General features: G+C 70.6%; 26 protein-coding genes and 1 tRNA gene. 7 read left to right on the forward strand and 20 right to left on the reverse strand.

Translation table 11 applies throughout. The annotated features are described in order from the left end of the window. Positions 1-48: 48 nt before the first annotated feature. From ACFOSY_RS24070 to ACFOSY_RS24085, 4 genes are all read right to left on the reverse strand, one after another. Positions 49-879: an MBL fold metallo-hydrolase gene (locus tag ACFOSY_RS24070; RefSeq protein ID WP_394310321.1), complete on the reverse strand. Its 831-nt coding sequence runs from the start codon at positions 877-879 to the stop codon at positions 49-51. Continuing rightward, positions 876-1,763, reverse strand: a complete 888-nt coding sequence (locus ACFOSY_RS24075) for an NUDIX hydrolase (protein ID WP_394310324.1) — start codon at positions 1,761-1,763, stop codon at positions 876-878. The genes ACFOSY_RS24070 and ACFOSY_RS24075 overlap by 4 nt, the downstream gene beginning before the upstream one ends. Before the next feature lie 509 nt (positions 1,764-2,272). Next, entirely contained in the window at positions 2,273-2,743 is a 471-nt protein-coding gene (locus ACFOSY_RS24080; RefSeq protein WP_394310334.1) for a RidA family protein, read from the reverse strand. Continuing rightward, positions 2,740-2,901 carry a DUF4177 domain-containing protein gene (locus ACFOSY_RS24085; RefSeq protein WP_003975360.1) on the reverse strand — a complete coding sequence of 54 codons (162 nt, stop codon included), beginning with the start codon at positions 2,899-2,901 and terminating at the stop codon, positions 2,740-2,742. The genes ACFOSY_RS24080 and ACFOSY_RS24085 overlap by 4 nt, the downstream gene beginning before the upstream one ends. A gap of 128 nt (positions 2,902-3,029) precedes the next feature. On the opposite strand from ACFOSY_RS24085, the gene ACFOSY_RS24090 reads away from it, so the two are divergent. Further along, on the forward strand, positions 3,030-4,007 hold the full coding sequence (locus ACFOSY_RS24090) for an ArsA family ATPase (protein WP_394310337.1): 978 nt from the start codon (positions 3,030-3,032) through the stop codon (positions 4,005-4,007). An 85-nt stretch (positions 4,008-4,092) separates the two neighbouring features. Then, a complete protein-coding gene (locus tag ACFOSY_RS24095; RefSeq protein WP_394310339.1) occupies positions 4,093-5,496 on the forward strand; it encodes an ArsA family ATPase in 1,404 nt (467 codons plus the stop codon). A gap of 386 nt (positions 5,497-5,882) precedes the next feature. Here the strand turns inward: ACFOSY_RS24095 and wblA are convergent, their stop codons facing one another. Continuing rightward, positions 5,883-6,221 carry a transcriptional regulator WblA gene (gene wblA / locus ACFOSY_RS24100; protein ID WP_019527064.1) on the reverse strand — a complete coding sequence of 113 codons (339 nt, stop codon included), beginning with the start codon at positions 6,219-6,221 and terminating at the stop codon, positions 5,883-5,885. 428 nt (positions 6,222-6,649) lie between these two features. Between wblA and ACFOSY_RS24105 the strand changes: the two genes are divergently transcribed. After that, positions 6,650-8,935, forward strand: coding sequence for a transglycosylase domain-containing protein (locus tag ACFOSY_RS24105; protein WP_394310345.1), 2,286 nt, complete (start codon positions 6,650-6,652; stop codon positions 8,933-8,935). A 94-nt stretch (positions 8,936-9,029) separates the two neighbouring features. Here ACFOSY_RS24105 and ACFOSY_RS24110 read toward each other — a convergent pair whose 3' ends face one another. Continuing rightward, positions 9,030-9,494 carry a GatB/YqeY domain-containing protein gene (locus tag ACFOSY_RS24110; RefSeq protein WP_006132540.1) on the reverse strand — a complete coding sequence of 155 codons (465 nt, stop codon included), beginning with the start codon at positions 9,492-9,494 and terminating at the stop codon, positions 9,030-9,032. 116 nt (positions 9,495-9,610) lie between these two features. On the opposite strand from ACFOSY_RS24110, the gene ACFOSY_RS24115 reads away from it, so the two are divergent. From ACFOSY_RS24115 to ACFOSY_RS24125, 3 genes are all read left to right on the forward strand, one after another. After that, a complete protein-coding gene (locus ACFOSY_RS24115; protein ID WP_394310348.1) occupies positions 9,611-10,534 on the forward strand; it encodes a metallophosphoesterase in 924 nt (307 codons plus the stop codon). A 166-nt stretch (positions 10,535-10,700) separates the two neighbouring features. Next, entirely contained in the window at positions 10,701-11,456 is a 756-nt protein-coding gene (locus ACFOSY_RS24120) for a Pr6Pr family membrane protein (RefSeq protein ID WP_394310349.1), read from the forward strand. 47 nt (positions 11,457-11,503) lie between these two features. Further along, positions 11,504-11,577, forward strand: a tRNA-Pro gene (locus ACFOSY_RS24125). A 97-nt stretch (positions 11,578-11,674) separates the two neighbouring features. On the opposite strand, the gene ACFOSY_RS24130 is transcribed toward ACFOSY_RS24125, so the two are convergent. The 14 genes from ACFOSY_RS24130 to ACFOSY_RS24195 form a co-directional block, all read right to left on the reverse strand. Next, positions 11,675-12,844, reverse strand: coding sequence for a site-specific integrase (locus ACFOSY_RS24130; RefSeq protein ID WP_394310351.1), 1,170 nt, complete (start codon positions 12,842-12,844; stop codon positions 11,675-11,677). Further along, positions 12,844-13,026, reverse strand: coding sequence for a helix-turn-helix domain-containing protein (locus ACFOSY_RS24135; protein ID WP_031020012.1), 183 nt, complete (start codon positions 13,024-13,026; stop codon positions 12,844-12,846). The genes ACFOSY_RS24130 and ACFOSY_RS24135 overlap by 1 nt, the downstream gene beginning before the upstream one ends. Continuing rightward, positions 13,016-14,365: a replication initiator gene (locus ACFOSY_RS24140; protein WP_394310354.1), complete on the reverse strand. Its 1,350-nt coding sequence runs from the start codon at positions 14,363-14,365 to the stop codon at positions 13,016-13,018. Before ACFOSY_RS24140 ends, ACFOSY_RS24135 begins: the two co-directional genes overlap by 11 nt. A gap of 88 nt (positions 14,366-14,453) precedes the next feature. Next, entirely contained in the window at positions 14,454-14,759 is a 306-nt protein-coding gene (locus ACFOSY_RS24145; RefSeq protein ID WP_394310356.1) for a SpdD-like protein, read from the reverse strand. Positions 14,760-14,779: 20 nt separating this feature from the next. Continuing rightward, positions 14,780-14,935, reverse strand: a complete 156-nt coding sequence (locus tag ACFOSY_RS24150; protein WP_006134826.1) for a hypothetical protein — start codon at positions 14,933-14,935, stop codon at positions 14,780-14,782. Between the two features lie 15 nt (positions 14,936-14,950). Next, positions 14,951-15,130 carry a mobile element transfer protein gene (locus tag ACFOSY_RS24155; protein WP_019524147.1) on the reverse strand — a complete coding sequence of 60 codons (180 nt, stop codon included), beginning with the start codon at positions 15,128-15,130 and terminating at the stop codon, positions 14,951-14,953. A 13-nt stretch (positions 15,131-15,143) separates the two neighbouring features. After that, on the reverse strand, positions 15,144-15,842 hold the full coding sequence (locus ACFOSY_RS24160) for a DUF2637 domain-containing protein (RefSeq protein ID WP_394310402.1): 699 nt from the start codon (positions 15,840-15,842) through the stop codon (positions 15,144-15,146). 85 nt (positions 15,843-15,927) lie between these two features. Next, positions 15,928-17,283 carry an FtsK/SpoIIIE domain-containing protein gene (locus tag ACFOSY_RS24165; RefSeq protein WP_394310360.1) on the reverse strand — a complete coding sequence of 452 codons (1,356 nt, stop codon included), beginning with the start codon at positions 17,281-17,283 and terminating at the stop codon, positions 15,928-15,930. A gap of 5 nt (positions 17,284-17,288) precedes the next feature. Beyond that, positions 17,289-17,636: an SCO3933 family regulatory protein gene (locus ACFOSY_RS24170; RefSeq protein WP_028959488.1), complete on the reverse strand. Its 348-nt coding sequence runs from the start codon at positions 17,634-17,636 to the stop codon at positions 17,289-17,291. Between the two features lie 243 nt (positions 17,637-17,879). After that, on the reverse strand, positions 17,880-18,236 hold the full coding sequence (locus ACFOSY_RS24175) for a DUF6233 domain-containing protein (RefSeq protein ID WP_394310364.1): 357 nt from the start codon (positions 18,234-18,236) through the stop codon (positions 17,880-17,882). A 28-nt stretch (positions 18,237-18,264) separates the two neighbouring features. Continuing rightward, entirely contained in the window at positions 18,265-19,089 is an 825-nt protein-coding gene (locus ACFOSY_RS24180; protein WP_394310366.1) for an integrase, read from the reverse strand. Then, entirely contained in the window at positions 19,086-19,937 is an 852-nt protein-coding gene (locus ACFOSY_RS24185) for a sigma factor-like helix-turn-helix DNA-binding protein (protein ID WP_394310369.1), read from the reverse strand. Before ACFOSY_RS24185 ends, ACFOSY_RS24180 begins: the two co-directional genes overlap by 4 nt. 175 nt (positions 19,938-20,112) lie before the next feature. Then, the gene (locus tag ACFOSY_RS24190; protein ID WP_006134834.1) at positions 20,113-20,502 is read right to left on the reverse strand and encodes an ATP-binding protein; all 390 of its coding nucleotides are present in this window, start codon (positions 20,500-20,502) and stop codon (positions 20,113-20,115) included. Between the two features lie 97 nt (positions 20,503-20,599). Continuing rightward, on the reverse strand, positions 20,600-21,448 hold the full coding sequence (locus ACFOSY_RS24195) for a helix-turn-helix domain-containing protein (protein WP_394310371.1): 849 nt from the start codon (positions 21,446-21,448) through the stop codon (positions 20,600-20,602). A gap of 607 nt (positions 21,449-22,055) precedes the next feature. On the opposite strand from ACFOSY_RS24195, the gene ACFOSY_RS24200 reads away from it, so the two are divergent. Further along, positions 22,056-22,742 (forward strand): IS110 family transposase (locus ACFOSY_RS24200; protein WP_394310374.1); only part of this gene is annotated, 687 nt, incomplete at its 3' end.

The following is a 22,742-nucleotide window of genomic DNA, read 5'->3' on the forward strand; positions in this document are numbered from 1 at the left end:
TGTCGTGTCGTGCCGTGTCGTGTCGTGCCGTGCCGTGCCGTGAGGGATCTAAAGGATCCCGTGCTCCTTCAGGTACTCCAGCTGCGCCCGTACGGAGAGTTCCGCGGCCGGCCACAGGGAGCGGTCGACGTCGGCGTAGACGTGGGCGACGACCTCGGAGGGCGTGCGGTGGCCGTTCTCGACGGCGGTCTCCACCTGGGCGAGCCGGTGGGCGCGGTGCGCGAGGTAGTACTCGACGGCGCCCTGGGCGTCGTCGAGCACCGGCCCGTGTCCCGGCAGGACCGTGTGGACGCCGTCGTCGACGGTGAGGGACCTGAGCCGGCGCAGGGTGTCGAGGTAGTCGCCGAGGCGGCCGTCGGGGTGGGCGACGACGGTCGTGCCGCGCCCCAGCACGGTGTCGCCGGTGAGGACCGCCCGGTCCGCCGGCAGATGGAAGCACAGGGAGTCCGCCGTGTGCCCCGGGGCCGGGACGACCCGCAGCTCCAGACCGCCCACGGTGACGACGTCCCCGGCGGTCAGCCCCTCGTCGCCGAGCCGCAGCGCCGGGTCCAGGGCGCGCACCTTCGTGCCGGTCAGCTCGGCGAACCGGGCGGCGCCCTCGGCGTGGTCGGGGTGACCGTGCGTCAGCAGGGTGAGGGCGACCCGCTTGCCGGCCTGCTCGGCGGTGCCGACGACATGCCGCAGATGCCCGTCGTCCAGCGGGCCCGGGTCGACGACGACGGCGAGGTCGGAGTCCGGCTCGGACAGGATCCAGGTGTTCGTGCCGTCCAGGGTCATCGCCGAGGCGTTCGGGGCGAGCACGTTGACGGCCCGCGCGGTCGCGGGACCGGACAGGACCCCGCCGCGCGGCTGGCCGGGGAGGGCGGTGGCGTCCGTCATGAGGGGGCTCCCCCGGTCGGGATGTGCTTGGTGAACTCGTCGTGCCCGGGCCAGGAGAGGACGATCTCGCCGTCCACCAGGCGCGCGGAGGCCAGCACCGGCGTGAGGTCCCGCGCGGGCGCCGCGTCGAGCGCCTCCGCGGCCGTGCCGTACGCGGTGAGCTGGCGCAGGGTCGCGATGGTCGGGGGCATCATCAGCAGCTCGCCCCGGTCGTACCCGTCGGCCGCCTCGCGCGCGGTGATCCACACGGTGCGGTCGGCCTCCGTGGAGGCGTTGCGGGTGCGCTGGCCCTCGGGGAGGGCGGCGACGAAGAACCAGGTGTCGTAGCGGCGCGGCTCGAACTCGGGGGTGATCCAGCGGGTCCAGGCGCCCAGCAGGTCGGAGCGCAATACCAGGCCGCGCCGGTCGAGGAACTCCGCGAAGGACAGCTCGCGCGCGACGAGGGCGGCGCGGTCCGCCTCCCAGTCCGCGCCGGTGGTGTCGCCGACCACGGCGTCCGGGGCTGGCCCGGCGAGCAGCACGCCGGCCTCCTCGTAGGTTTCCCGCACGGCCGCGCAGACGATCGCCTGGGCGCCGGCGCGGTCCACGCCGAGCCGGCCGGCCCACCAGTCGAGCGAGGGCCCGGCCCAGCGGACGTGCCGGTCGTCGTCACGCGGGTCGACGCCGCCGCCGGGGTAGGCGTACGCGCCGCCCGCGAACGCCATGGACGTACGGCGGCGCAGCATGTGCACGGCGGGTCCGGCGCCGGGGCCGGTGTCCTTGAGGAGCATGACGGTGGCGGCGCGCTTCGGCGTGACGGGGGTGAGGTCACCGCTCGCCAGCGCTCTGATCCGCCCGGGCCACTCCGGCGGGTACCACTGCCCGCCAGCCTGCGCATTCGCCATGGCCGGAGGCTATCCCGAGACGCCCGGATGTTCGAGTGCCCCTCGGGGCGGACGGGAGGGGGCGGCGGCCGGTGCGGCGGAGGCCCCGAGGGCGGAAGGCCGACGGCCGGGGCGAGGCGGGAGGTCGCCGAGATCGTCGGCGGACCGGGGCATCTCTTGGGGTCGGGCGGCTCGACAGCGGCCGGAAGGAAGGGTTGCCGGTCGTCCGTCCCGTGCCGGGTGCGGGCCGCCGCCGGCGTGTCGGTGTTCCGGCGCCGCCGACGGGCCACGGCCCTGGCCAGCGAAGGTCGCGTGCGGGCGCTGCGACCCGGAGGCTGTCGGAGGGCCGCTGTACCCCCGCCTCGCGACGGACACCCCCATGAAAGGCCCCGGGCCGTCCCTCAACCCCGTACCCCCGGCCGCCGAGACTCGGCGGCCGGACGCGCCGCGCCCCGGCGGGCGTGGGGCCGGCCGGGGCGGCGTACGGGGAACGGGGAACTCCCCTAGGTCAGCGGAGGGCGCCCGGAGGGCTACGCCTCCGTGAGTTCCACCTGCATCTCGACCTCGACCGGCGCGTCCAGCGGCAGGACCGCGACGCCGACCGCGCTGCGGGCGTGCACGCCCTTGTCGCCGAGCACCTCGCCCAGAAGTTCACTCGCGCCGTTGACGACGCCCGGCTGCCCGGTGAAGTCCGCGGCGGAGGCGACGAAGCCGACGACCTTCACGACGCGCGCGACCCGGTCCAGGTCGCCGACGACGGACTTGACCGCGGCGAGCGCGTTCAGCGCGCAGGTGCGGGCCAGCTCCTTGGCCTCCTCGGCGGTGACCTCCGCGCCGACCTTGCCGGTCACCGGCAGCTTGCCGTCCACCATCGGCAGCTGGCCGGAGGTGAACACGTACCGGCCGGAGACGACCGCCGGCTGGTACGAGGCGAGCGGCGGGACGACCTCGGGCAGGCTCAGGCCCAGCTCGGCCAGCCTGGACTCGACGACGCCGCTCATGCCTGCTTCTCGCGCTTCAGGTAGGCCACCAGCTGCTCGGGGTTGTTCGGCCCGGGCACGACCTGGACGAGCTCCCAGCCGTCCTCGCCCCAGGTGTCCAGAATCTGCTTCGTCGCGTGGACGAGAAGCGGCACAGTCGCGTATTCCCACTTGGTCATGCGGCCGACTCTAGCCGCTGCCGCGCCCGCCGCCCGCGTCGCCGTCGCGCCCGCCCGGGACGGCACACGGAGGCGGGAACGTCACCCGGAGCCGCCGCCACGCGCGGTGACCATTTAGGCTCGAAGACGTGAGCAGGCTCCAGGTCGTGAGTGGCAAGGGCGGAACCGGCAAGACCACGGTGGCCGCCGCTCTGGCGCTGGCCCTGGCCGAGGAGGGGAAGCGGACGCTTCTCGTCGAGGTCGAGGGCCGGCAGGGCATCGCGCAGCTCTTCGAGACGCAGGCGCTGCCGTACGAGGAGCGGAAGATCGCCGTCGCTCCCGGGGGCGGGGAGGTGTACGCGCTCGCCATCGACCCCGAACTGGCCCTTCTGGACTATCTCCAGATGTTCTACAAGCTCGGCAGCGCCGGCCGGGCGCTGCGCAAGCTCGGCGCGATCGACTTCGCCACCACCATCGCCCCCGGCGTCCGTGACGTCCTGCTCACCGGCAAGGCGTGCGAGGCGGTGCGGCGCAAGGACCGCGGCGGCCGGTTCGTCTACGACTACGTCGTGATGGACGCCCCGCCGACCGGCCGCATCACCCGTTTCCTCAACGTCAACGACGAGGTGGCCGGGCTCGCCAAGATCGGCCCGATACACAATCAGGCGCAGGCCGTCATGCGCGTGCTGAAGTCGCCGGAGACGGCCGTGCACCTGGTGACCCTGCTGGAGGAGATGCCGGTCCAGGAGACCGCGGACGGCATCGCGGAGCTGCGCGCGGCCCGGCTGCCGGTGGGGCGCGTCATCGTGAACATGGTGCGCCCCCAGGTGCTGGACGCCGGCGACCTGGAGCTCGTCGGGGACATCCCCCGTTCCGCCGTCGCGCGGTCGCTGTCCTCGGCCGGGCTCGGCGGCGCGCGGCGCGGCGGGCACGCGGAGCGGCTGGTGGAGCCGCTGCTCGCGCAGGCGGAGGAGTACGCCGAGCGGTACGCGCTGGAGACCGAGCAGCGTGCGGTACTGGCGGAGCTGGGCGTGCCGCTGCACGAACTCCCCCTGCTCGCCGAGGGGATGGATCTGGCCGGGCTGTACGCGCTGGCGCGGAAGCTGCGCGGACAGGGCGTGTCATGAGCGGCCACACCCGTTCCTCGGACCGTCACCCGCGCCACCGCATCGCCCCCGTCACGAGTCGGACCCACCGGAAGCAGGGGATGTCATGAGCCGTCGTCCGGAACCGGCGCAGGACCAGGACCCGGTCCGTGAGCACCTGTCGCCCGCCCGCGCGCTGGAGATCGACCCGCTGATCGAGAATCCGGACACCCGGATCGTGGTGTGCTGCGGCTCGGGCGGCGTCGGCAAGACGACCACGGCCGCGGCGCTGGGCCTGCGGGCGGCGGAGCGGGGCCGCAAGGTGGTGGTCCTCACCATCGACCCGGCGCGCCGGCTCGCCCAGTCCATGGGCATCGACTCCCTCGACAACACCCCCCGCCGGGTCAAGGGCATCGACGACTCCGCGGGCGGCGAACTGCACGCGATGATGCTCGACATGAAGCGCACGTTCGACGAGATCGTCGAGGCGCACGCGGACCCCGAGCGGGCCGCCGCGATTCTGGGCAACCCCTTCTACCAGTCGCTCTCCGCGGGCTTCGCCGGCACGCAGGAGTACATGGCGATGGAGAAGCTGGGGCAGCTGCGGTCGCGGGACGAGTGGGACCTGATCGTGGTCGACACCCCGCCGTCGCGTTCCGCGCTGGACTTCCTGGACGCGCCCAAGCGGCTCGGCTCCTTCCTCGACGGCAAGCTGATCCGGGTGCTGCTGGCGCCGGCCAAGGTGGGCGGCCGTGCGGGGATGAAGTTCCTGAACGTCGGGATGTCGATGATGACCGGCGCGCTCGGCAAGGTGCTCGGCGGTCAGCTGCTGCGGGACGTGCAGACGTTCGTGGCGGCGATGGACTCCATGTTCGGCGGGTTCCGTACGCGCGCGGACGCCACGTACAAGCTGCTCCAGGCGCCGGGTACGGCGTTCCTGGTGGTCGCGGCCCCGGAGCGGGACGCGCTGCGGGAGGCGGCGTACTTCGTGGAGCGGCTGGCCGCGGAGGACATGCCGCTCGCGGGCCTGGTGCTGAACCGGGTGCACGGCAGCGGGGCCGGCCGGCTGTCGGCGGAGCGGGCGCTGGCCGCCGCGGAAAATCTTGAGGACTCCCGCATTGTGGATCAGCCGGACGGGAAAGCTGGACTTCGTAACTCTCCCGACACGTACGGCAGTTCAGAACCATCCGCGCGTAACGTCACCGACGGAGGCTCCCCCGCCACCGAGGACGTCACCGACGCGGCTCCCGAAGACGACCCGACCACGGTGGACGCGGCGGACGCGGAAGGCGACACGGATGCCGAGCGCTCCGTGGAGCGTCTCACCGCCGGCCTGCTGAGGCTGCACGCGGAGCGGATGCAGCTGCTCGCGCGCGAGCGGCGGACGCGTGACCGTTTCACGGCACTCCACCCCGAGGTGGCGATGACCGAGGTGGCCGCCCTGCCCGGCGACGTCCACGACCTCGCGGGCCTGCGCGACATCGGCGAACGGCTGGCCGCCGGGCGCACGGAGTTGTCGGACACGCCCTGAGGGGCGCGCCCGGCGTCCCTTTCCGGGCGGTGACGACTCGCGCGCGGGCTTGTATTCGAGCGGCTCGGAGCAGCGCGGGCCGGCATTGGGCGCGCTCTCCGCACACCGGTCGGTGACCACGCGTACGCCCCACGCGCCGGCGCGCGCCTCAGGCGTCACAGGGCGCAACGCACCACCATGGCCGACCCTCAAGCACCCGCGCACGCCCAGCTCACAAAGACGTCCCCGCGCACGACGGGGCACAACGGCGCCCAACAGGGCACCCCAGGCCTCTCCGCCTGCGCGCCACCACCGAAGACGCCCCACGCAGACCCGGTCACGGACCCAACAGGACCGGGCGCGCCGAGGACGATCCCCCGAGCACCCTCACCGGGAGCCTCCCGCTCTCAGCTCACCGCGGCGTAGTCCTCGTAGACCTGGTCGTCGTTGAGCGGCACGACGCCCGTGCCCCGCTCGTACTCCGAGCGCGCGGTCTCCAGCAGCCGGCGCCAGGAGGTCACGGTCGGCCGCCGGCGCAGCAGCGCACGGCGCTCACGCTCCGTCATGCCTCCCCACACGCCGAATTCGACGCGGTTGTCCAGCGCGTCGGCCAGGCACTCCGTGCGCACCGGGCAGCCGGTGCACACCGCCTTGGCCCTGTTCTGCGCTGCTCCTTGAACGAACAGTTCATCCGGATCGGTAGTGCGGCAGGCAGCCTGCGCACTCCAGTCGGTAACCCAGCCCATACCGGCGCCGTCCTCTCCCGAATCGAGGCTCCCCCACGGCGGCAGCGGCATATTCACCGCCGCCAGTTGAGGACGTTACGGAAGGTGGGCACAGCGCAACACCCCCAGCGGGCCCAATCTTGAATGGTCCGAACGGACTATGGGTAAGCGGCAGATCACCCGGGGGAGTGAGGGGGCGACATGCGTAACGAATCGGGCATTTCGGGTCAGTTCAGTTACGTCACAACGGGCATCGTGTGACACACGAGGCGATCCGGACACGGTCTCCACGTTCCTCGACCGAACTTGCACGAAGAAAGTCGAGAGGATCCGGAACGATTCGGGGTCGCCGGACGTATTGATACGTGGCCTCACTGCTGTGACAGTTGAGTGCAGCTTAGGCCAAGGCATATACGCTTGTCCGGCGAATGAGAACGTAGGCTGCTCCCATGCCAAAGAAGCGCTCGGGCGGTGGTCTGTCTCCCACGCAGCAGGCCGCCAAGTTCCTCGGTGTCAGTGTCCTGGCCGGTGCCGTCATGGCCGGTATCGCACTGCCCGCCGTGGGCGCGCTGGGCCTGGCGGCCAAGGGGTCGGTGGAGAGCTTCGACGAGCTCCCGGCCAACCTGAAGACGCCGCCGCTGAGCCAGCGCACCACCATCCTCGACGCCGACGGCGGCCTCATCGCCACCGTCTACTCGCGCGACCGCACGGTGGTCGACCTCAAGGACATCTCGCCGTACATGCAGAAGGCGATCGTCGCCATCGAGGACTCGCGCTTCTACGAGCACGGGGCGATCGACCTGAAGGGCGTCCTGCGCGCGCTCAACAAGAACGCCCGCAGCGGCGAGGTCTCCGAAGGCGCCTCGACGCTCACCCAGCAGTACGTGAAGAACGTCTTCGTCGAGGAGGCGGGCGACGACCCGACGAAGGTCGCGCAGGCCACCCAGCAGACCATCGGCCGCAAGATCCAGGAGCTGAAGTACGCGATCCAGGTCGAGGAGGAGCTGGGCAAGAAGAAGATCCTCGAGAACTACCTGAACATCACGTTCTTCGGCCAGCAGGCCTACGGCGTCGAGGCCGCGTCCCAGCGCTACTTCTCCAAGCCCGCCAAGGACCTCAACCTCCAGGAGTCGGCCCTCCTCGCCGGCATCGTCCAGTCACCGAGCCGCTACGACCCGGTGAACGACGAGGCGGAGGCGAAGAAGCGGCGCAACGTCGTCCTGAAGCGGATGGCCGAGGTCGGCGACATCTCGCCCGAGCAGGCCGCCGAGGCGATGCGCTCCCCGCTCGGCCTCAAGGTCAGCAAGCCGCAGAACGGCTGCACGACGGCGGTCAAGGGCGCCGGCTTCTTCTGCGCCTACGTCCGGAACGTGTTCCTCAACGACCCGGTCTTCGGCAAGGACAAGCAGACCCGGGCGAAGCTGTGGAACCAGGGCGGCCTCACCATCCGCACCACGCTCGACCCGAAGGCCCAGGAGTCCGTCCAGCAGTCGCTGAAGGACCACGTCAACAAGAGCGACGAGGTCGCGGCCGCGGCCACCCTGGTCGAGCCGGGCACCGGCAAGATCGTGGGGATGGGCCAGTCGAAGCCGTACGGCTCCAACGCCAAGGAGCACGAGACCGAGATCAACTACTCGGTGAACTACGAGATGGGGACGAGCGCCGGCTTCCCGACGGGATCGACGTTCAAGCCGTTCGTGGCCGCCGCCGCCCTGGAGGCGGGCCGCCCGCCGACGCAGGAGTACCCGTCCCCGTACGAGCTGACGGTCCCGAGCCCCATCCAGACGTGCGGCAAGCCCTACACGAACGACGACGGCACCAAGATCCCGAACGAGAACGAGTCGGAGAAGGGCCCGTACCAGCTGAAGGAGGCGATGGCCCTCTCGGTCAACACCTACTTCATCGAGATGGTCGCGGACATCGGTCTCTGCCCGGTCGCCGAGATGGCCGAGAAGCTGCACGTACGGCAGGGCAGCGGCAAGAAGATGCCCCAGGTCCCGTCGATCGCGCTCGGCACGGAGTCCGTCTCGCCGCTGACCATGGCCTCCGCGTACGCCGCCTTCGCCAACCGCGGCATGTACTGCACGCCCGTCGCGATCGAGTCGGTCACGCAGCGGGTGGGCAACAAGAACGAGAGCCTCGAGGTCCCGAAGTCCTCCTGCTCGCGGGCGATGTCGGAGAACACGGCCGACACCATCAACGCCCTGCTCAAGGGCGTGGTCGACTCCGGCACCGGCCAGCAGGCCGGCCTCGGCGACCGTGACAACGCGGGCAAGACCGGTACGACCGACGAGCGGCGCAACGCCTGGTTCGTCGGCTACACGCCGAACCTGTCGGGCGCCGTCTGGGTCGGCAGCGCCACCCAGCAGGTCAAGATGCAGAACATCACCATCGGCGGCGTCTACCACGAGCTCGTCTACGGCGCCGACACCCCGGGCCCGATCTGGAAGGACGCCATGACCGGCGCCCTCGAGGGCAAGGAGGCGGAGTCCTTCGTCCCGGTGCACATCCCGGACCCGAAGCCGAAGAAGCCCGACGACCGCGACCGTGACCGCGACGACGACGGCAACGGCGACGGCGGCTTCATCGGCGGCCTGATCAACGGCGGCAACGGCAACGGCGGCAACGGCGACGGGGGCGGTGACGGCGGCAACGGCGGCGAACCCGACCCGGAGTTCTCCATCCCCGAGGGCTTCATCCAGGGGCCGGGGAACGGACCGGGCGGACGCGACTGACGCCGGTCACCTGACAGTCCACGCGACTAGGGGTGCGGCCCCCTCCCTGGGCAGGGAGGGGGCCGCACCCCGTTCTCGTTCTGGTGAAGCTGGGTCAGCCCGCGAGCAGCTTCTTCACGGCGGCGGCCACCCGGCCGCCCTCCGCCTGGCCGGCCACCTTCGGGTTCACGATCTTCATGACGGCGCCCATGGCGCGCGGCCCCTCGGCGCCGGCGGCGCGGGCCTCCTCGACCGCCTGGGCGACGATCGCGTTCAGCTCGTCGTCGGACAGCTGCTTGGGCAGGTAGCCGGCGAGCACCTCGCCCTCCGCCTTCTCCCGCTCGGCCTGCTCGGGGCGGCCGCCCTGCGCGAAGGCGTCCGCGGCCTCACGGCGCTTCTTGGCCTCGCGGGCGATCACCTTCTGCACCTCGTCGTCGGAGAGCTCGCGCTTCTCCTTGCCCGCGACCTCCTCCTTGGTGATCGCGGCGAGCGTCAGCCGGAGCGTCGAGGAGCGGAGCTCGTCGCGCTCCTTGATCGCGGCGTTGAGGTCATCCTGCAGCTTCGACTTGAGCGTGGTCATGACTTGATTGTCGCAGGTGCGGGGGAGGCGGCGCCTGCTGATTTGCGGGGCCGTCGTTGCCCCTGAGTGCCCGTGGGGTGTGCGGAGGGACCGTCAGGGTCTGACACGATGGGCGTATGCGCGCGCGATACGGAATCCCCCTGGGAATCACGGCGGCCGGCGCCGCCGGACTGCTGTACGCCGCGGGCTTCGAGGCCCGCTCCTTCCGCCTCCGACGGGTGACCGTCCCCGTCCTCCCCTCCGGGATGCGCCCCCTGCGCGTGCTGCAGGTGTCCGACATCCACATGGTCGGCGGCCAGCGCAAGAAGCAGCGCTGGCTGCGCTCCCTGGCCGGACTGCGTCCCGACTTCGTGATCAACACGGGCGACAACCTGTCCGACCCCGAGGGCGTCCCCGAGGTCCTGGACGCGCTCGGCCCGCTGATGGAGTTCCCCGGCGCGTACGTCTTCGGCTCCAACGACTACTACGGCCCCCGGCTGCGCAACCCCGCCCGCTACCTGGTCGAGAAGGTGCAGGGCCGCCACGGCCTGAACGGCAACCCGCCGGTCGTCGACGCCGTCCACAACCCGTGGGAGGACCTGCGGGACGGCTTCGACTCGGCGGGCTGGCTCAACCTGACCAACACGCGGGGCACCCTGAAGATCGAGGGCACGTCGATCGAGCTGACGGGACTGGACGACCCGCACATCAAGCGGGACCGGTACGCGGAGGTGGCGGGCGGCCCGTCGACCGGGGCGGACTTCTCGATGGGCGTCGTGCACGCGCCGTACCTGCGCGTGCTGGACGCGTTCGCGGCCGACGGCTACCCGCTGATCCTCGCCGGGCACACGCACGGCGGGCAGCTGTGCATCCCGTTCTACGGCGCCCTGGTCACCAACTGCGACCTGGACACGGACCGGGTGAAGGGCCTGTCCACGCACACGGCGGAGGGCCACAGGTCGTACCTGCACGTTTCGGCAGGCTGCGGCACCAGCCGCTACACGCCGGTGCGCTTCGCGTGCCCGCCGGAGGCGACGCTGCTGACGCTGGTGAGCCGCTGAGCCGCTGAGTCGCTGGCGCTGAGCCGCTGAGTCGCTGGCGCTGAGCCGCTGAGGCGGCGCTGAGGCGCTGAGTTCGAGCTTGATCCGCTGAGCGGCCGACCGGTGGGGTAACCCGACCGGCCCACGCCACGTCGCCGCGCCACCGCCCCCGGCCCACGCTGGGGGCATGACCGCGCCGATACCCAGGGACCTCCCGGACATCCCCGCCCTCCCGCGGACGGCTCCGCAGGTGCTTCCCTCCGTCGTCCCCGCCCGAGCCGTCGTCCCGCCGGTGCGCCGCCCGCTGACCGCGGCGTACCGGCTGGCCCTGGCGGTGCTGGCGACGGCGGCCGTACTGATCGAGATCCTCCTCGGCAGCCCCACCCGGGTCCTGAGCTACTTCGTGATCCAGAGCACGGTGCTGCTGGCCCTGGTGACGCTGGCCTCGGCGCGCCGGGCGTGGACGGCCCGCCATCCCCTGCCGGGCGCCGTGACCGGGGCGGCGCTCCTGTACGTGGTCGTCGCGTCCCTGGTCCACCACATCGCCCTCGCGGACGCCGCGCCGGCCTATGCCATGACGGCGGGTTCCGGCGGAGGCGCGGCATGGCTCGAGCCGGTCGCGGGCCACCTGCTGCACACGGTGCTGCCGGTCGCCGCGCTGCTGGACTGGCTGGTCCTGACCCCGCCGGCCCGCATGCACCTGCGCCAGGCGACGACGTGGCTCCTGTATCCGCTGGCGTACCTGGCCTTCACCCTCACCCGCGGCGAACTGCTTCCCGGCTCCACCGCCGCCCGCTACCTCTACCCGTTCCTCGACGTCGCCCGGCACGGCTACCGGAGCGTGCTCGCCAACGCGCTGCTCGTCGGCCTGGCGATCTACGCCGTGGCGGTCCTGCTGGTGGCCCTGGACCACACCCGCCCCAAAACCAGATTTCGTCTCTAGCCACCAGTGGGCTAAAGTAAACGTCGTCGCCGCGACAGCAGCGACACCGGGGTGTGGCGCAGCTTGGCAGCGCGCTTCGTTCGGGACGAAGAGGTCGTGGGTTCAAATCCCGCCACCCCGACAGCCGTAACAGCAGGTGAGGCACCTACTGATGTGAGTAGGTGCCTCACCTGTTTTCGGGTGCGTGTCTATCTGCGTGACTACCGCTTCCCGCGTGCCTACGGGCGCTGCGGATCAGCGCCGAAGATCCCGTCCATGACCACGGCACCGGTCTGGATCACGGGCCGGATCTGCTTCCGGTAGACCTCCTCGGTCACGGCCGTCCCCGAGTGCCCCACGAGGCGTGAGATCACTTCCAGCGGGACGCCGCGGTCGGACAGCAGGGACACGAAGCTGTGCCGGAGTTCCCGGGGCGTCCACTCGTCGGGGTTGATCCCGTCGATGCCCTTGAGCGCTTGCCGGAAGGCACGACGCACATTGGCCGCGTCCAGCGGCTTGCCCACGGCCGAGGAGAAGACGAGCCCGTGTTCCTCCCACTTGTCGCCGGCGGCGAGCCGATCCCAGCCCTGATTCTCGAACTGCTGCCAGAGGGCTTCGACGCAGCGCGTCGGCAGCGCGAGCGTGCGCCGGGACTTCCGGGTCTTGGTGTCCCCGCCCCGCCGGACCGAGCGCCAGACCGCGATGTGCGGAGGCTGCGGCGGGTCCGCGTCCGGCTTGCCTTTGAGGAAGACGTGGTCCCAGGTGAGCGCCCGCAGTTCCTCGGTACGGGCACCGGTCAGCAGGGCGACGACGATGTACGCGTACATCGAGGTCCCCTCGGCGCCCTTGAGCACGGCTTCGGCTTGGGCGTAGGTGAGCGCCTTAGAAGGGCGCCCCGCTTGCCCCTGGGGCACCGAGCACAGCTCGACGACGTTCCGCTTCACCTTGTCCCGAGCCATGGCCCGCTTGACAGCACGGTTCAGGCACGAGTGGATCGCCTGGAGCGTGCGCGTACTGAGCGTCTTCGCCTTGGCAGCCAGCCAGCGGTCGACGTCCTCCGCGCTCAGGTCGCGGAGCTTGCGTGCGCCGAGTGACGGGATGACGTGCTTCTGGCTCAGCAGCGTCGTCGTCTCGACGGTGCGCGGGTCGAGACCGGCCAGGCCGTAAGTGAGCCAGTCCGTCACCGCGTCCTCGACCGTGTAGTTGGTGGGCGCGATCGCAAGACCGTCCTCGTGGTCCCGCAACACCTCCTTGAGCTTGTTCTTCGCCTCCGTCTTGGTCTTGCCACTCCCCCGCTTGACGATCCGCTTGCCGCTCGGATCGAAGCCGAGGTTCGCCGTGGCGATCCACCGTTGCCGCTTCTCGTCCCAGTGCAGGCCGCCATCCCCGCGGCTCCGACGCTTGGTCATCAGGCCGCACGCTCCATCTGTTCCGCGATGAAGTCGCCCAGGGCGGAGGCCGGGATACGCCGGCATCGGCCGATGGTGACCGAGGGAAGCCGTCGTGTGCGGATCAGGTCGTACACGGTGGACCGGCCGAGCCTGAGACGGGCCATCACCTCAGCGACGGTGAGCAGTTCGTCATCGCGCACGGTCGGGTTCTCCTTCTGCGTTGTGAGAAGCGGGGTGCGAGGAAGTGAAAAGGGCTTCTGCATCCGTGAGACCGGTGCCGGCGAAGCGCCAGTGCGAGAGGACGAGCACGGTGTCCGGGTCGGGCAGGGGGTGACCGGCTTCGGTCGCGCGTTCGCGGGCCAAAGCTTCGTTGTGGTCGGCGCGTGCCTGGCGGAGAGCGCCGAGGGTGACGGAGTAGGCGCGGGACTTGGTGGAGAAGTGGCCGCGGAAACCGAGCATGTGGGCCCATTTGCGCAGGCGGAGGTCTTCCAGTTCGGGGAGCGCCCCGAGATGCCAGCAGGTGAGGATCATGCGCCGGGCGTGGTCGGTGACGCCGGAGCCGATCAGGTCGGTGATCGGGTTGCGGATGGGCCGGTCGAGGGTGCCGGCGGTTTCGGCTCCCTTGGTGGCGTACTTGGCGATGTAGGCGGCCACGGCGCGGCTGGACAGTTCCGAAGTGCCGTCGAAGTCGGCTGAGCGGATGGGGCGGATGTCAAGCTGGTCGCCGAAGCGGAAGGCGTACGCGTGGCCGTCGAGGACCGGACCGGGTGCCTCGGCCTCCCTGGCCGCCCAGCGGATCGCATCGGTAAGGAGTTCGGCCGTGGCCCAGGCTGGCGGGGTGTCCTCGGCACCGTCCGGGCCGTCGAGGCGAATGACGGCGTGGAAGTGGACGGCACCGCGCCGCTGGTACTCGGCGACCTTGGCGTAGGAGACCTTGAGGCAGTGCCGCAGCGCCGAACGACTCAGGCCCGCGCGGGAGGCGAGGTGCTGGCGCAGGTAGGTGGTGAAGCGGCCCCAGAGCATCCCCGCATGGGCGTTCCACAGAACGGCCGCGCGGTAGTCGTATCGGTCCGGGTCCAGGGGTGTGCCGAGGGCGGGGTCGTCGTCCGGGTGAAGGCGTCCGCAGCGGCACCTTCCACCGCCAGGGCGGTTGTGCACGGGGCCGAAGGACGGTGCGGTGAAGGTGGCGAAGACGCGCGGGTGTTGGGCCACGGCCGGGCCGATGCCTTTGCCGCCGCTCAGGCCGGCCGTGACGAGGTGGAAGGTGTCTTTGCGGTACACCTCGGCGCAGGATGCGCAGCGGGTGGCGCGGCGGTTGTTGCAGCGGATGAGGAGTTGTCCGGCCGGGAGGTCGCGGTCGGCGAATTCCCGGACGATCTCCCCGGTGGTGGCGTGGATGTCGAGCCGGTGGCCCTCCATTCGGATGGGCTGCTCACAGCCGCCGAGGCGCTGGATTTGGTGGGCGTAGGTGCTGAGGTCGCCGTGGCGGGCAAGTGCTGCCAGCTGGCGGAAGGCTGCGGTCGGAGCCGCAGGAGTCATGTGCGGTGTCCTCCTTACGTGGGCGTGCGGTTGAGTTTGTCGAGGGGCTAGACAGTGCGAAAAGACCGGGGAGGTCGGGGCAGTGGTGTCAGCGGCGGGCGATGACGGAGCGGACGGTGAGGGCACACACGGCCACGGATGCGGCGGTGAGGGCGACGGCGAGGAGCATGGAGACCAACACGGCGCCGACGACCAGGACCACGGCGGTGCCGCCGCCGACCAGGGCGAGCACGGTGCCCGGCGTGAGCTGGACGGCCGGACGGGCCGGGGCCGGGGTAGCGGGTGCCGGCGGCGGGGCCGGGGTGTCCGGCGTGATGGTGGTCGGTTCGACGACCGCGGGCGGGGTGGTCAGGCCGGTGGGCTGCGGCATGGTCGGGACCTTCGGTCGGAACATGAGCGGTCTCCCTTCGCGGGTCACTTGAGGGCGGGGTCGATGACGGGGGCGAGCAGGCTGTCGGCGAGGAGGTAGCCGCCGAGGAGCAGTACGGCGATGAGCCACCAGGGCGGACGGATGAGCTTGACGCCAAGGACGCCGACGACGAGCAGGGCGAGCCAGAGCGGAACGTCCATGTCGGTGGTCTCCTGTCAGGCCGGGCAGCGGTGGGTACGGGCGGCGAGTTCGGCGGCGGCACGGCTGTCGTACTCGGCGGAGAAGTCGCAGCGGGGAGCGGTGCAGGCGGCCAGGTGGCGGTTCCGGCCGCGTTCGACGTAGGAGGCGACGTTGACGGGGCCGATGCGTCGGAGGTTGCGGAAACGGCGGTTCACGGTGGGGCTCCTCTCAGAGGTGTGCGGCGACGGATACGGTCATGGACGGGGGCAGGCCGAGCTGAGTACGTACGGCATCGGGGTCGGCGGGCCGGCCGGTGGCCGAACGGTGTTCCTCGGCCAAGGCCCGGACGCGGTCGACGAGGGCGGGCGGCAGGGCGACGGCTGGAGCAGGCGCCGGGGCGGGAGCGGTGGCCGGTGCAGCAGCAGGCTCGGGAGTCGGTTCGGGATCGGCGCTGTACGGAACCTTGTGATCGGGCCCCTCCACGTCGGACGAACCGCCGTCAGGAGCCGTAGCGCCGTCCGTCGCGGGAGAGGCGGCGGGCCCTTCCAGGGTGTGCGGAGCGTGGGCCAGCAGCGTGCCGCCGAAGAAGGCGACAGCCGGCCAGCCCGCGACCGTCACGCGGAGCCAGGCGGGTACGTCGTCCAAGTCGAGGAGGCCGGCCGTGGCGACGTTGGCACCCAGGGACGCGGCCAGGGCTACGAGGAACCACAGACGCGGACCGCCGGCCGCCTGGCCCACTCGCTGCGACTGGCGCATCCGACGCCAGGCGGCGACCAGGAGCAGGTCGACACTCACGGGGTAGGCCCACGCCTTCCAGCCGTCCTGTCCGGCCGCCGCGGCGACGTCGTGCAGGTGGGAGAAGGACAGGGCACCGGCGATGACGGCCTGCACGATCACGGCGTCCACGCGGACCAGGTGGGCACGCATCGGCTCGGGCTCCTTCGGTTCGGGCATGGCAGGGGTAGGGACTTGGCGTGAGGCGGTCACGCCGACCGTTGGAGGGGAAGTGCGGCTACCCGGTCACCGGGCGCGCGGAGGGCTGCGCGGCGGGAACAGCGGAAGGCTGCGCCACGACAGGTCGGAAGGCCTCCAGGCGGGGAAGTTCCGAAATGAGGCCCGAAGTGTCGCGGCAGACGGCCGCCGCGTCTTCGAGGGTGAGGTGTGGGGAGCGGACCCGGGACCAGCCGCCGGAGGAGTCACCGACCACCGCGACTCCGGGTCGTTCGGCCGGGATCCTGGTGGCCGCCAGCGCCGCTTCCGGTGCGATGTCGCCGAGCGCCATGTTGGCGGACGTCTCGTCGTTGACGCGATGGCAGACCCGACCGGTGAGCTGGGCGCGGAGCATGGTGGCGCCCTTGCCGAGTTCGGCGCCGAAGCGCTGCCCGCACACCTCTAGATAGATGCCGGCCGCGCGCCCGAGCTGGGCGAGGCGGATCAGCTTGGTGACCATGGCGTCTCGCCGCTTCTCGTCGTCCTTGCTCGCGGCGAGGAAGAGTTCGGCGACCTCGTCGACGACGACCACGACCGGCACCGGCCGCGTCTTCTCCGGCAGGCCCCAGACGTCCGAGGTGAGCACGGCATCCGGACCGGCCCCGCCCCTCATGCCGATGAGGCGGAAGCGTGCCTCCATCTCGTCCACCAGGACGTCAAGGAGGTCGTTCGCGCGGTCCGGTGTGTCGGCGAGCGCCGACAACCGGGCCGCGAAGGGCGCCAGTTCGACGCCCCACTTGCAGTCGATGCCGACGAGTGCGACGGGCTGCCGAGCCAGCCCGCAGAGCAGGTTGCGCAGGTACACGGACTTGCCCGACTGTGTTGCGCCGAGGATGAGTTCGTGCGGCACGGTGCGGAAGTCCCGCACGTGCCAGTGCCCGTCCTCGCGCAGCGCCAGGGGCAGGGTCAGCGGTTCGGTCCGCAGCCACCGACGAGGGGGCCGGACGTCGGTGAGGACGTCCCAGCCGACCAACCGGAGTTCCAGCCGTCCCGGCTTGGTGGGCCGGACGTGCACGGCGTGCGCACCCCAGGCATGCCGTAGCCGGTCGGCGGACGCGTTGAAGTCTTCGGGTGCCTGGCCGGCCGCCATACGTAGCCGCATCACAAGTCCGGACCCGGTCGGCAGTGGCAGCGACCGACGAGGCGGCACGGGAGCGGCCTGCCGCCCCAGCATCCGGGCTGTTGCACGGCGCACGGCCGAGGCGGGCACCGTCAGCCCGCAGGCGTCCATTGTGGCCCGATACGTGGCGAGCACCCGCAGCGTCACAGCCGGATACCCGACCAACCACCAGAACAGGACCGGCAGCCGACGACGCACAGCGACCAGCGCAGCCGCCACCAGCAGCGCTAACAGCAGAACCCACAGGGCATCGGTCATGGCGCTCAGCCCTGCACCGCGGCCGGGGTACCGACCATGACTGCATCCGCCCGGTAGGCGATGCCGTGCCGAGTACGGCCGCCGAACTCGCTCTCCCAGGGCCGCGCGATCAGACCGGACAGGAACACCGGCGCGCCCATGACCAGTCCCTCGCCGATGCCCTTCTCGGGCACGGTGACCTTGATCATGTCCGAGCCGCCCTGGGCAATGAACACCAACTCCATGACCATGAGCCGGTCGTTGGTGACCGGGTCCACGGCCACCTCGCCGGTCTGCCGGTCCCTCACCTTGACCTCGGGGAGCTTGGTGACCAGCAGAGTGGCGGACGAGGTGTCCACGGGGATGACACGCATTTTGAACCTCACGTGATTCGGGCGCCCTCGTGGACGCCGAGCCGTTGAATACCCCCCTAGACAGCACAGGGAGGCGACCACCCCAACCGTCCAGGGGGGTTGACGACCACCGTAAACCGACGCCCCGTCAACTGTCTAGGGGGGTATACGAGCGTGTCGCGCGAGCGTCGATGGGACCACCCGATCTCGCAGCGGCCAGCGACGCCATTCGGGAGCCCTTCGCACGCTCCTCGACCACCACCGTCACGGGTTGTCGAGCAGGCCCAGCGCTGTATCCGGGCGGCAGTGCACGCACGCTGGCACGCCATGCCGCAGAGCTTCAACCACCTGCTCGCGGGACGCGGGACGACACCGGCCCGACTTCGCCGCTGCCCAGCAGTCCCCGGCATGGACGGCATCCACGTTCTTCCGGTTGAGCCCGTACTGGAGCAGCCAGTCCGAAGGCGGCGGCCGCATCTCCTCACCTCGACGCCGCTCAGCCTCGCGCCGCTCCTCGTCCGCGATCCAACCGTCGAGCTGCCGCACGGCAGCCGTCGCCTGCTGCACGACCACACGGCGCGCGAAGCGCAGCAGCTCCAGTCGGGACGGTTGGTCGCTCACACGTTCGATTCTATGGTTGGGTGTGCGGCTACGACGAGGGCACCCAGTGGAGAACCGTGGCGTCGTCCCTCGCCTTTCCGCGAGGCCATCGCTGCCCGTCGGGATCGCTGTTCTCCGCTTCCCGTACACGGCGGATGAGTTCGTCCGGGCTGGCGGACGCGAGCACGTCCAGCACGTCCGTCCAGTCGGCGAGGCCGAACCGGTCTACGAGGCGTGTCGCGCCGTCGCTCAGCAAGGTCACGGACGCCAGCGACTCCAGCGGCACCGTTCCGGTGAGGGCGTGCTCGGCTGCCCGGGGTTCGGGGCCGGCGATCCAGAAGCCGCCCGGCCGGTTACGGAGTCCCGTCAGGTCGTCGCGGTACTGGGCCAGGGCGGCAGCGTGCTCGGGCGTGCCGGTGGGTAGTCGGTCGACCGGCGCGCGGAGTTGCTTTCCGACCTGGTCCAGACGGTCGTCGGTGACAGCGGTCGTCTTCCCGTCCTGACCGGCGAGGAGGAGGGTCGAGTCACCGAGGACGAGGTACTCCAGCGCTCCCCCGCCGACGCGGACCGCGACGACCGTGCTGGTCGGGCTGGCCCGGTAGGTCAGATCGCACGTGTCCTCGTGCAGGGATCGAACGCCGCGGAGCGCGTCGGCGAGACAGTCGGCGAGCGGCCGGACGGGATCTCCAGCGATGTTGCCCAGCAGCAGTCCGCCCAGCGTCGAGGAGAACCACGCGATACCGTGCACGCATCCGGTCTCGGCCCCGGCGACGCCGGCACCGTCGAGGAGGACGGCCGCACCGGGAGCGGCGGCCGCGAAGTCCTCGTTCTGCTGGTCTGGTTCGGCGGACAGCGTGCCGAGGACGACGTTCACGCCGTCACCTCCTCGCCGTGCAGGTAGAGGGGGCAGAGGAGTTCGACGGATTGCGGTTCTTCGGTCTCGGGGTCGTACTCGACACTCACCAGTGTGGAGAAGTGCCGCTCCCCCACCTGTCCCCATAGCGTGCTGAGGTCTGAGGTGAGCAGGTGGACGACGCCGAGGGAGCCTGCCGTGTGGATGCCGGCGATGGCGAGCACCGAGCCGTTGCCGTCCGGGCGGGGCAGTCGGCCCAGGTATCCGACATCGTGCGGGCGGCTCGGTTCAAGGTCCGCCCCTGCGTGGTACACCGTGCCAGTACGCCGGTCCACCAGCGCCCAGGGCTCACCCTCCGAGTGTTCCCAGGCGAGTACCGGGTCCTGGGCGTACAGGTCGCGCATGGCCTGAGACATGCCCGGCCCACAGACGACAACCAGGCCGTCACGGTTGAGGTCGACCTCGCCACTCACCTGCACGTGGCCGGAGCTGACGTCCAGCCCGTACGACTTCGCCAGCTCCTCCAGCCGCTTGCCGGAGTTCATGTCGGCCATGGCAACAACCGAGCGCTTCTTCGTGTCGTCCCACCGGAGTGGCGTCACCACCGTGACGGAGCCCGTCCCGAGGAAGGCCCCCTCGGGAGCCGGGCCGGTGTGCCGGATCTGATGGATGCGACCGCGGCTCAGGCCGGCCTTCTCGGCGATCTGCGCGTAGGACATTCCTTGCGCGTGGAGGTCCTGAACCACGCGGCGGCGGAGCCGGGCAAGTTCGGTAACCTCCTGCTGCGCAGCGGCCAACCTCGTGGTGACCTCGCGCAGGAGCAGGTACGGATCATCGATCGCCATGATCCGCTGCAACTCGTCCGACATGACCACACCTCCCAGAAGTACCCAGGAGTCTAGGGCCCTAGACGGAATGGGCGGGAGGCGCCGTCCCGTACGACTTTCAACGACGAAGAAACGCGACCGCCGCCGAGGCACACCCCGAGGAGTCACCCGTCACCGCCGGCACAGCAACGGCCGCCTATCAGCGGACGGTGCGCGATCACGCACCCTCCCAGGCCAGCTCCGCCCACACGGAACGCCCGTCGGGCCAGTTCTTCACACCCCAGTCCTTCGCGCAGGCCGCGATCAGCAGCAGCCCGCGCCCGCCCTCTTCTTGGCTGGTCACATCGCACAGGTGCGGGACCCGTTCGCCGCCCTGGTCGACCACCTCGATACGGACGAAGCCGTCACCGAAGCCGACGACCACGAGGAACCAGCCGCCTTCCGCCCCACTCAGCGAGTGCCGCACGGCATTGGTGGCCAATTCGCTGACGACCAGGGTGGCGTCATCGACCGGTCCCTTCTCGGCGACTAAGGCAGCGACGAAGTGACGGGCCTGGACCACTTGCTCGGCCAAACCGGGGAAAGCGCGGCACCACTTGGTACGCATGGCAAGCTCCTTGTCTGCGTCTAGGGGACTAGACAGCGCGACGGCAGGTTATGCCCGCGGGAAGGCAGCACGCTAGGCATGTAGAGGAATTATTCCTCTAAGGGGTGACCGTGTCTCCCAGCTCACGGAACTCCTTCATCACCCGCAACAACAGCTCACGCGCCTCGTCCCCGAAGACGGCTGCTTCTTGGAAGCGGTCGAAGGTCTCCTCGTACGCAGCCACCTCGGCGGAGTCGACCGACACCCGCTCACCAGTGAACGCCTCGATCACGACAGCCTGCTCGTCGCACAGCGTGAAACCGTGACGAGGCAGAAGCGGCACCGGGCAGCGCCACGGGATGACGCCGAGCCGGACGGTACTCAGGCTCTCGACGGCGAACAACCGGTCCAACTGGGCGAGCATCAGCGCCGGCGTGCCCGGCCAGGTTCGCAGCACGGCTTCCGTCAGCACGAACACCGACTCGCGCCCAGGCTCGTACAACACACTCTGCCGCTCCACACGGGCAGCGACAGCCCGACCAACCGCCTCAGGGGTCGAGTCCGGCACACTCTCGAAGACGTGGCGGGCGTACTCGGCGCTCTGGAGCAGGGCAGGCAGAACGACGCACTGGAAGGACCGAACCGACCGAGCACCGCGGACCGCGTCATCAACGACGAGCCCAACGGGCAGCCCCGCCGGCTGGGAGTCGGTGGCGATCGCAGACTCAACGGCGACGAGCAGGTCATGGACTTCCCCGGCCGCCGACTCATCGAGGTTGAGTGCTCGGCACAGCCGGTCCAGCACATCGGCGCTGGGGACCATGCGCCCGGTTTCCACCTTGGAGACCGTCGGCTGACCAACGCCGGCCCGCTGAGCCAGAGCAGCACCCGTCAGACCAGCCTCCGCACGCAGAGCCCGAAGACGTGCCCCAAACACCCTCATCCGCTCGCGCCGTTCACTCCCCATACCCAGGTTTCTACACCACGAGCCGATAGCGACCAGGCGCAAGAGCGGCATCAACAGCCGCCAGCGTGAGTGTGATTCAAAGTCTCTGTACTAGTTCAAGGCGGCTCGCTCCGCTCCCCGCGCGCGGCCCGGCCCCCGGCCGGGCCTGCGCTCCTGTCTCCGCCCCGCTCCAGCCCGGCCGACGCCCGCGCCGCGCTCCTGGCGATCAGGCGCCTGATGCCAGAGAAGAGGTACGCCGTGGCTGGGGCGGTCGACTCCACGGCTCCAGGCAGCCACTTTGGCACGGGCCTCGAAGATCATGGCCCCAACGTCGTGCTTTAACGGGCAGGTCCACAGACTGCCCGACGCGCCGGAAGGTTACGGGGCCATGATCACTCGCGCTAGAGCAGCTCCGGCCCAAAGTCGCTCCGTAAGTTGTTTGGCGGTCCGGAAGAGTGGGGGTGTGGCTCTGAAGTCGCTTGCCTTCGGTGGCTCCGGTGGAGTGGCCGCCCCGCTCTTCGGGACGCCTGGCCGCTGATTGAGATCTGCGCACTGATCGCTGTTTACGGAGCTGACGGCGGGTGTTCCTCGGGCCGAACGGCATGCTGCCTTAACCGAGGAGACGCACATGGCCGAGCAGCTGACCCGCCTCTGGGTCGGGATCGACGCCGGTAAAGCCCATCACTGGCTCGCCGCGGTCGACGAAACCGGAGCAACGATCTGGAGCAAGAAGGTCCCCAACGACGAGAGCGAGATCCTGACCGCCCTCGGCGAGATCTTCGCCCTCTGCGACCAGGTGCACTGGGCCGTTGACATCGCCGGCACCGCATCCGCGTTGTTGCTGGCCTTACTCGCCGCCCACGGCCAACAGGCCGTCTACGTTCCCGGCCGGACGGTCAACCGGATGTCCGGGTCCTACCGCGGTGAAGCCAAGACCGACGCCCGCGACGCCTACGTGATCGCAGACACCGCCCGGCTGCGGCGGGACTTCACCTCCATCAGAGTCCCCGCCCAGCTGGCAGCTGACCTGGCTCTGCTGACCGCCCACCGCACCGACCTGATCGCCGACCGCGTCCGCATGCTCAACCGACTCCGCGACATGCTCACCGGGATCTTCCCCGCTCTGGAGCGGGCCTTCGACTACACCGATCAGAAAGGCGCACTCATCCTGCTCACCCGCCACCAGACCCCGGCAGCCATACGGCGGCACGGCCAAGCCCGCCTCACCACCTGGCTCAAGGGACGCAATGTCCGCAACCCCGACGCAGTCGCCGCCACAGCCCTGCAGGCCGCCAGGACTCAGCACGTCACGCTG

It is taken from the genome of Streptomyces lusitanus, from assembly GCF_042647945.1.
Classification (GTDB): Bacteria; Actinomycetota; Actinomycetes; order Streptomycetales; family Streptomycetaceae; genus Streptomyces; species Streptomyces pseudogriseolus.

Excerpts from the sequence above, each read along its gene's own strand:
- ACFOSY_RS24140 (WP_394310354.1), bottom strand. The coding sequence starts at position 14,365 with ATGACTCCTGCGGCTCCGACCGCAGCCTTCCGCCAGCTGGCAGCACTT.
- ACFOSY_RS24170 (WP_028959488.1), bottom strand. The coding sequence starts at position 17,636 with ATGCGTGTCATCCCCGTGGACACCTCGTCCGCCACTCTGCTGGTCACC.
- ACFOSY_RS24190 (WP_006134834.1), bottom strand. The coding sequence starts at position 20,502 with ATGCGTACCAAGTGGTGCCGCGCTTTCCCCGGTTTGGCCGAGCAAGTG.
- ACFOSY_RS24195 (WP_394310371.1), bottom strand. The coding sequence starts at position 21,448 with ATGGGGAGTGAACGGCGCGAGCGGATGAGGGTGTTTGGGGCACGTCTT.
- wblA (WP_019527064.1), bottom strand. The coding sequence starts at position 6,221 with ATGGGCTGGGTTACCGACTGGAGTGCGCAGGCTGCCTGCCGCACTACC.
- ACFOSY_RS24165 (WP_394310360.1), bottom strand. The coding sequence starts at position 17,283 with ATGACCGATGCCCTGTGGGTTCTGCTGTTAGCGCTGCTGGTGGCGGCT.
- ACFOSY_RS24160 (WP_394310402.1), bottom strand. The coding sequence starts at position 15,842 with ATGCGTGCCCACCTGGTCCGCGTGGACGCCGTGATCGTGCAGGCCGTC.
- ACFOSY_RS24130 (WP_394310351.1), bottom strand. The coding sequence starts at position 12,844 with ATGACCAAGCGTCGGAGCCGCGGGGATGGCGGCCTGCACTGGGACGAG.
- ACFOSY_RS24110 (WP_006132540.1), bottom strand. The coding sequence starts at position 9,494 with ATGACCACGCTCAAGTCGAAGCTGCAGGATGACCTCAACGCCGCGATC.
- ACFOSY_RS24070 (WP_394310321.1), bottom strand. The coding sequence starts at position 879 with ATGACGGACGCCACCGCCCTCCCCGGCCAGCCGCGCGGCGGGGTCCTG.
- ACFOSY_RS24150 (WP_006134826.1), bottom strand. The coding sequence starts at position 14,935 with ATGGACGTTCCGCTCTGGCTCGCCCTGCTCGTCGTCGGCGTCCTTGGC.
- ACFOSY_RS24075 (WP_394310324.1), bottom strand. The coding sequence starts at position 1,763 with ATGGCGAATGCGCAGGCTGGCGGGCAGTGGTACCCGCCGGAGTGGCCC.
- ACFOSY_RS24145 (WP_394310356.1), bottom strand. The coding sequence starts at position 14,759 with ATGTTCCGACCGAAGGTCCCGACCATGCCGCAGCCCACCGGCCTGACC.
- ACFOSY_RS24080 (WP_394310334.1), bottom strand. The coding sequence starts at position 2,743 with ATGAGCGGCGTCGTCGAGTCCAGGCTGGCCGAGCTGGGCCTGAGCCTG.
- ACFOSY_RS24185 (WP_394310369.1), bottom strand. The coding sequence starts at position 19,937 with ATGTCGGACGAGTTGCAGCGGATCATGGCGATCGATGATCCGTACCTG.
- ACFOSY_RS24095 (WP_394310339.1), top strand. The coding sequence starts at position 4,093 with ATGAGCCGTCGTCCGGAACCGGCGCAGGACCAGGACCCGGTCCGTGAG.
- ACFOSY_RS24105 (WP_394310345.1), top strand. The coding sequence starts at position 6,650 with ATGCCAAAGAAGCGCTCGGGCGGTGGTCTGTCTCCCACGCAGCAGGCC.
- ACFOSY_RS24085 (WP_003975360.1), bottom strand. The coding sequence starts at position 2,901 with ATGACCAAGTGGGAATACGCGACTGTGCCGCTTCTCGTCCACGCGACG.
- ACFOSY_RS24120 (WP_394310349.1), top strand. The coding sequence starts at position 10,701 with ATGACCGCGCCGATACCCAGGGACCTCCCGGACATCCCCGCCCTCCCG.
- ACFOSY_RS24115 (WP_394310348.1), top strand. The coding sequence starts at position 9,611 with ATGCGCGCGCGATACGGAATCCCCCTGGGAATCACGGCGGCCGGCGCC.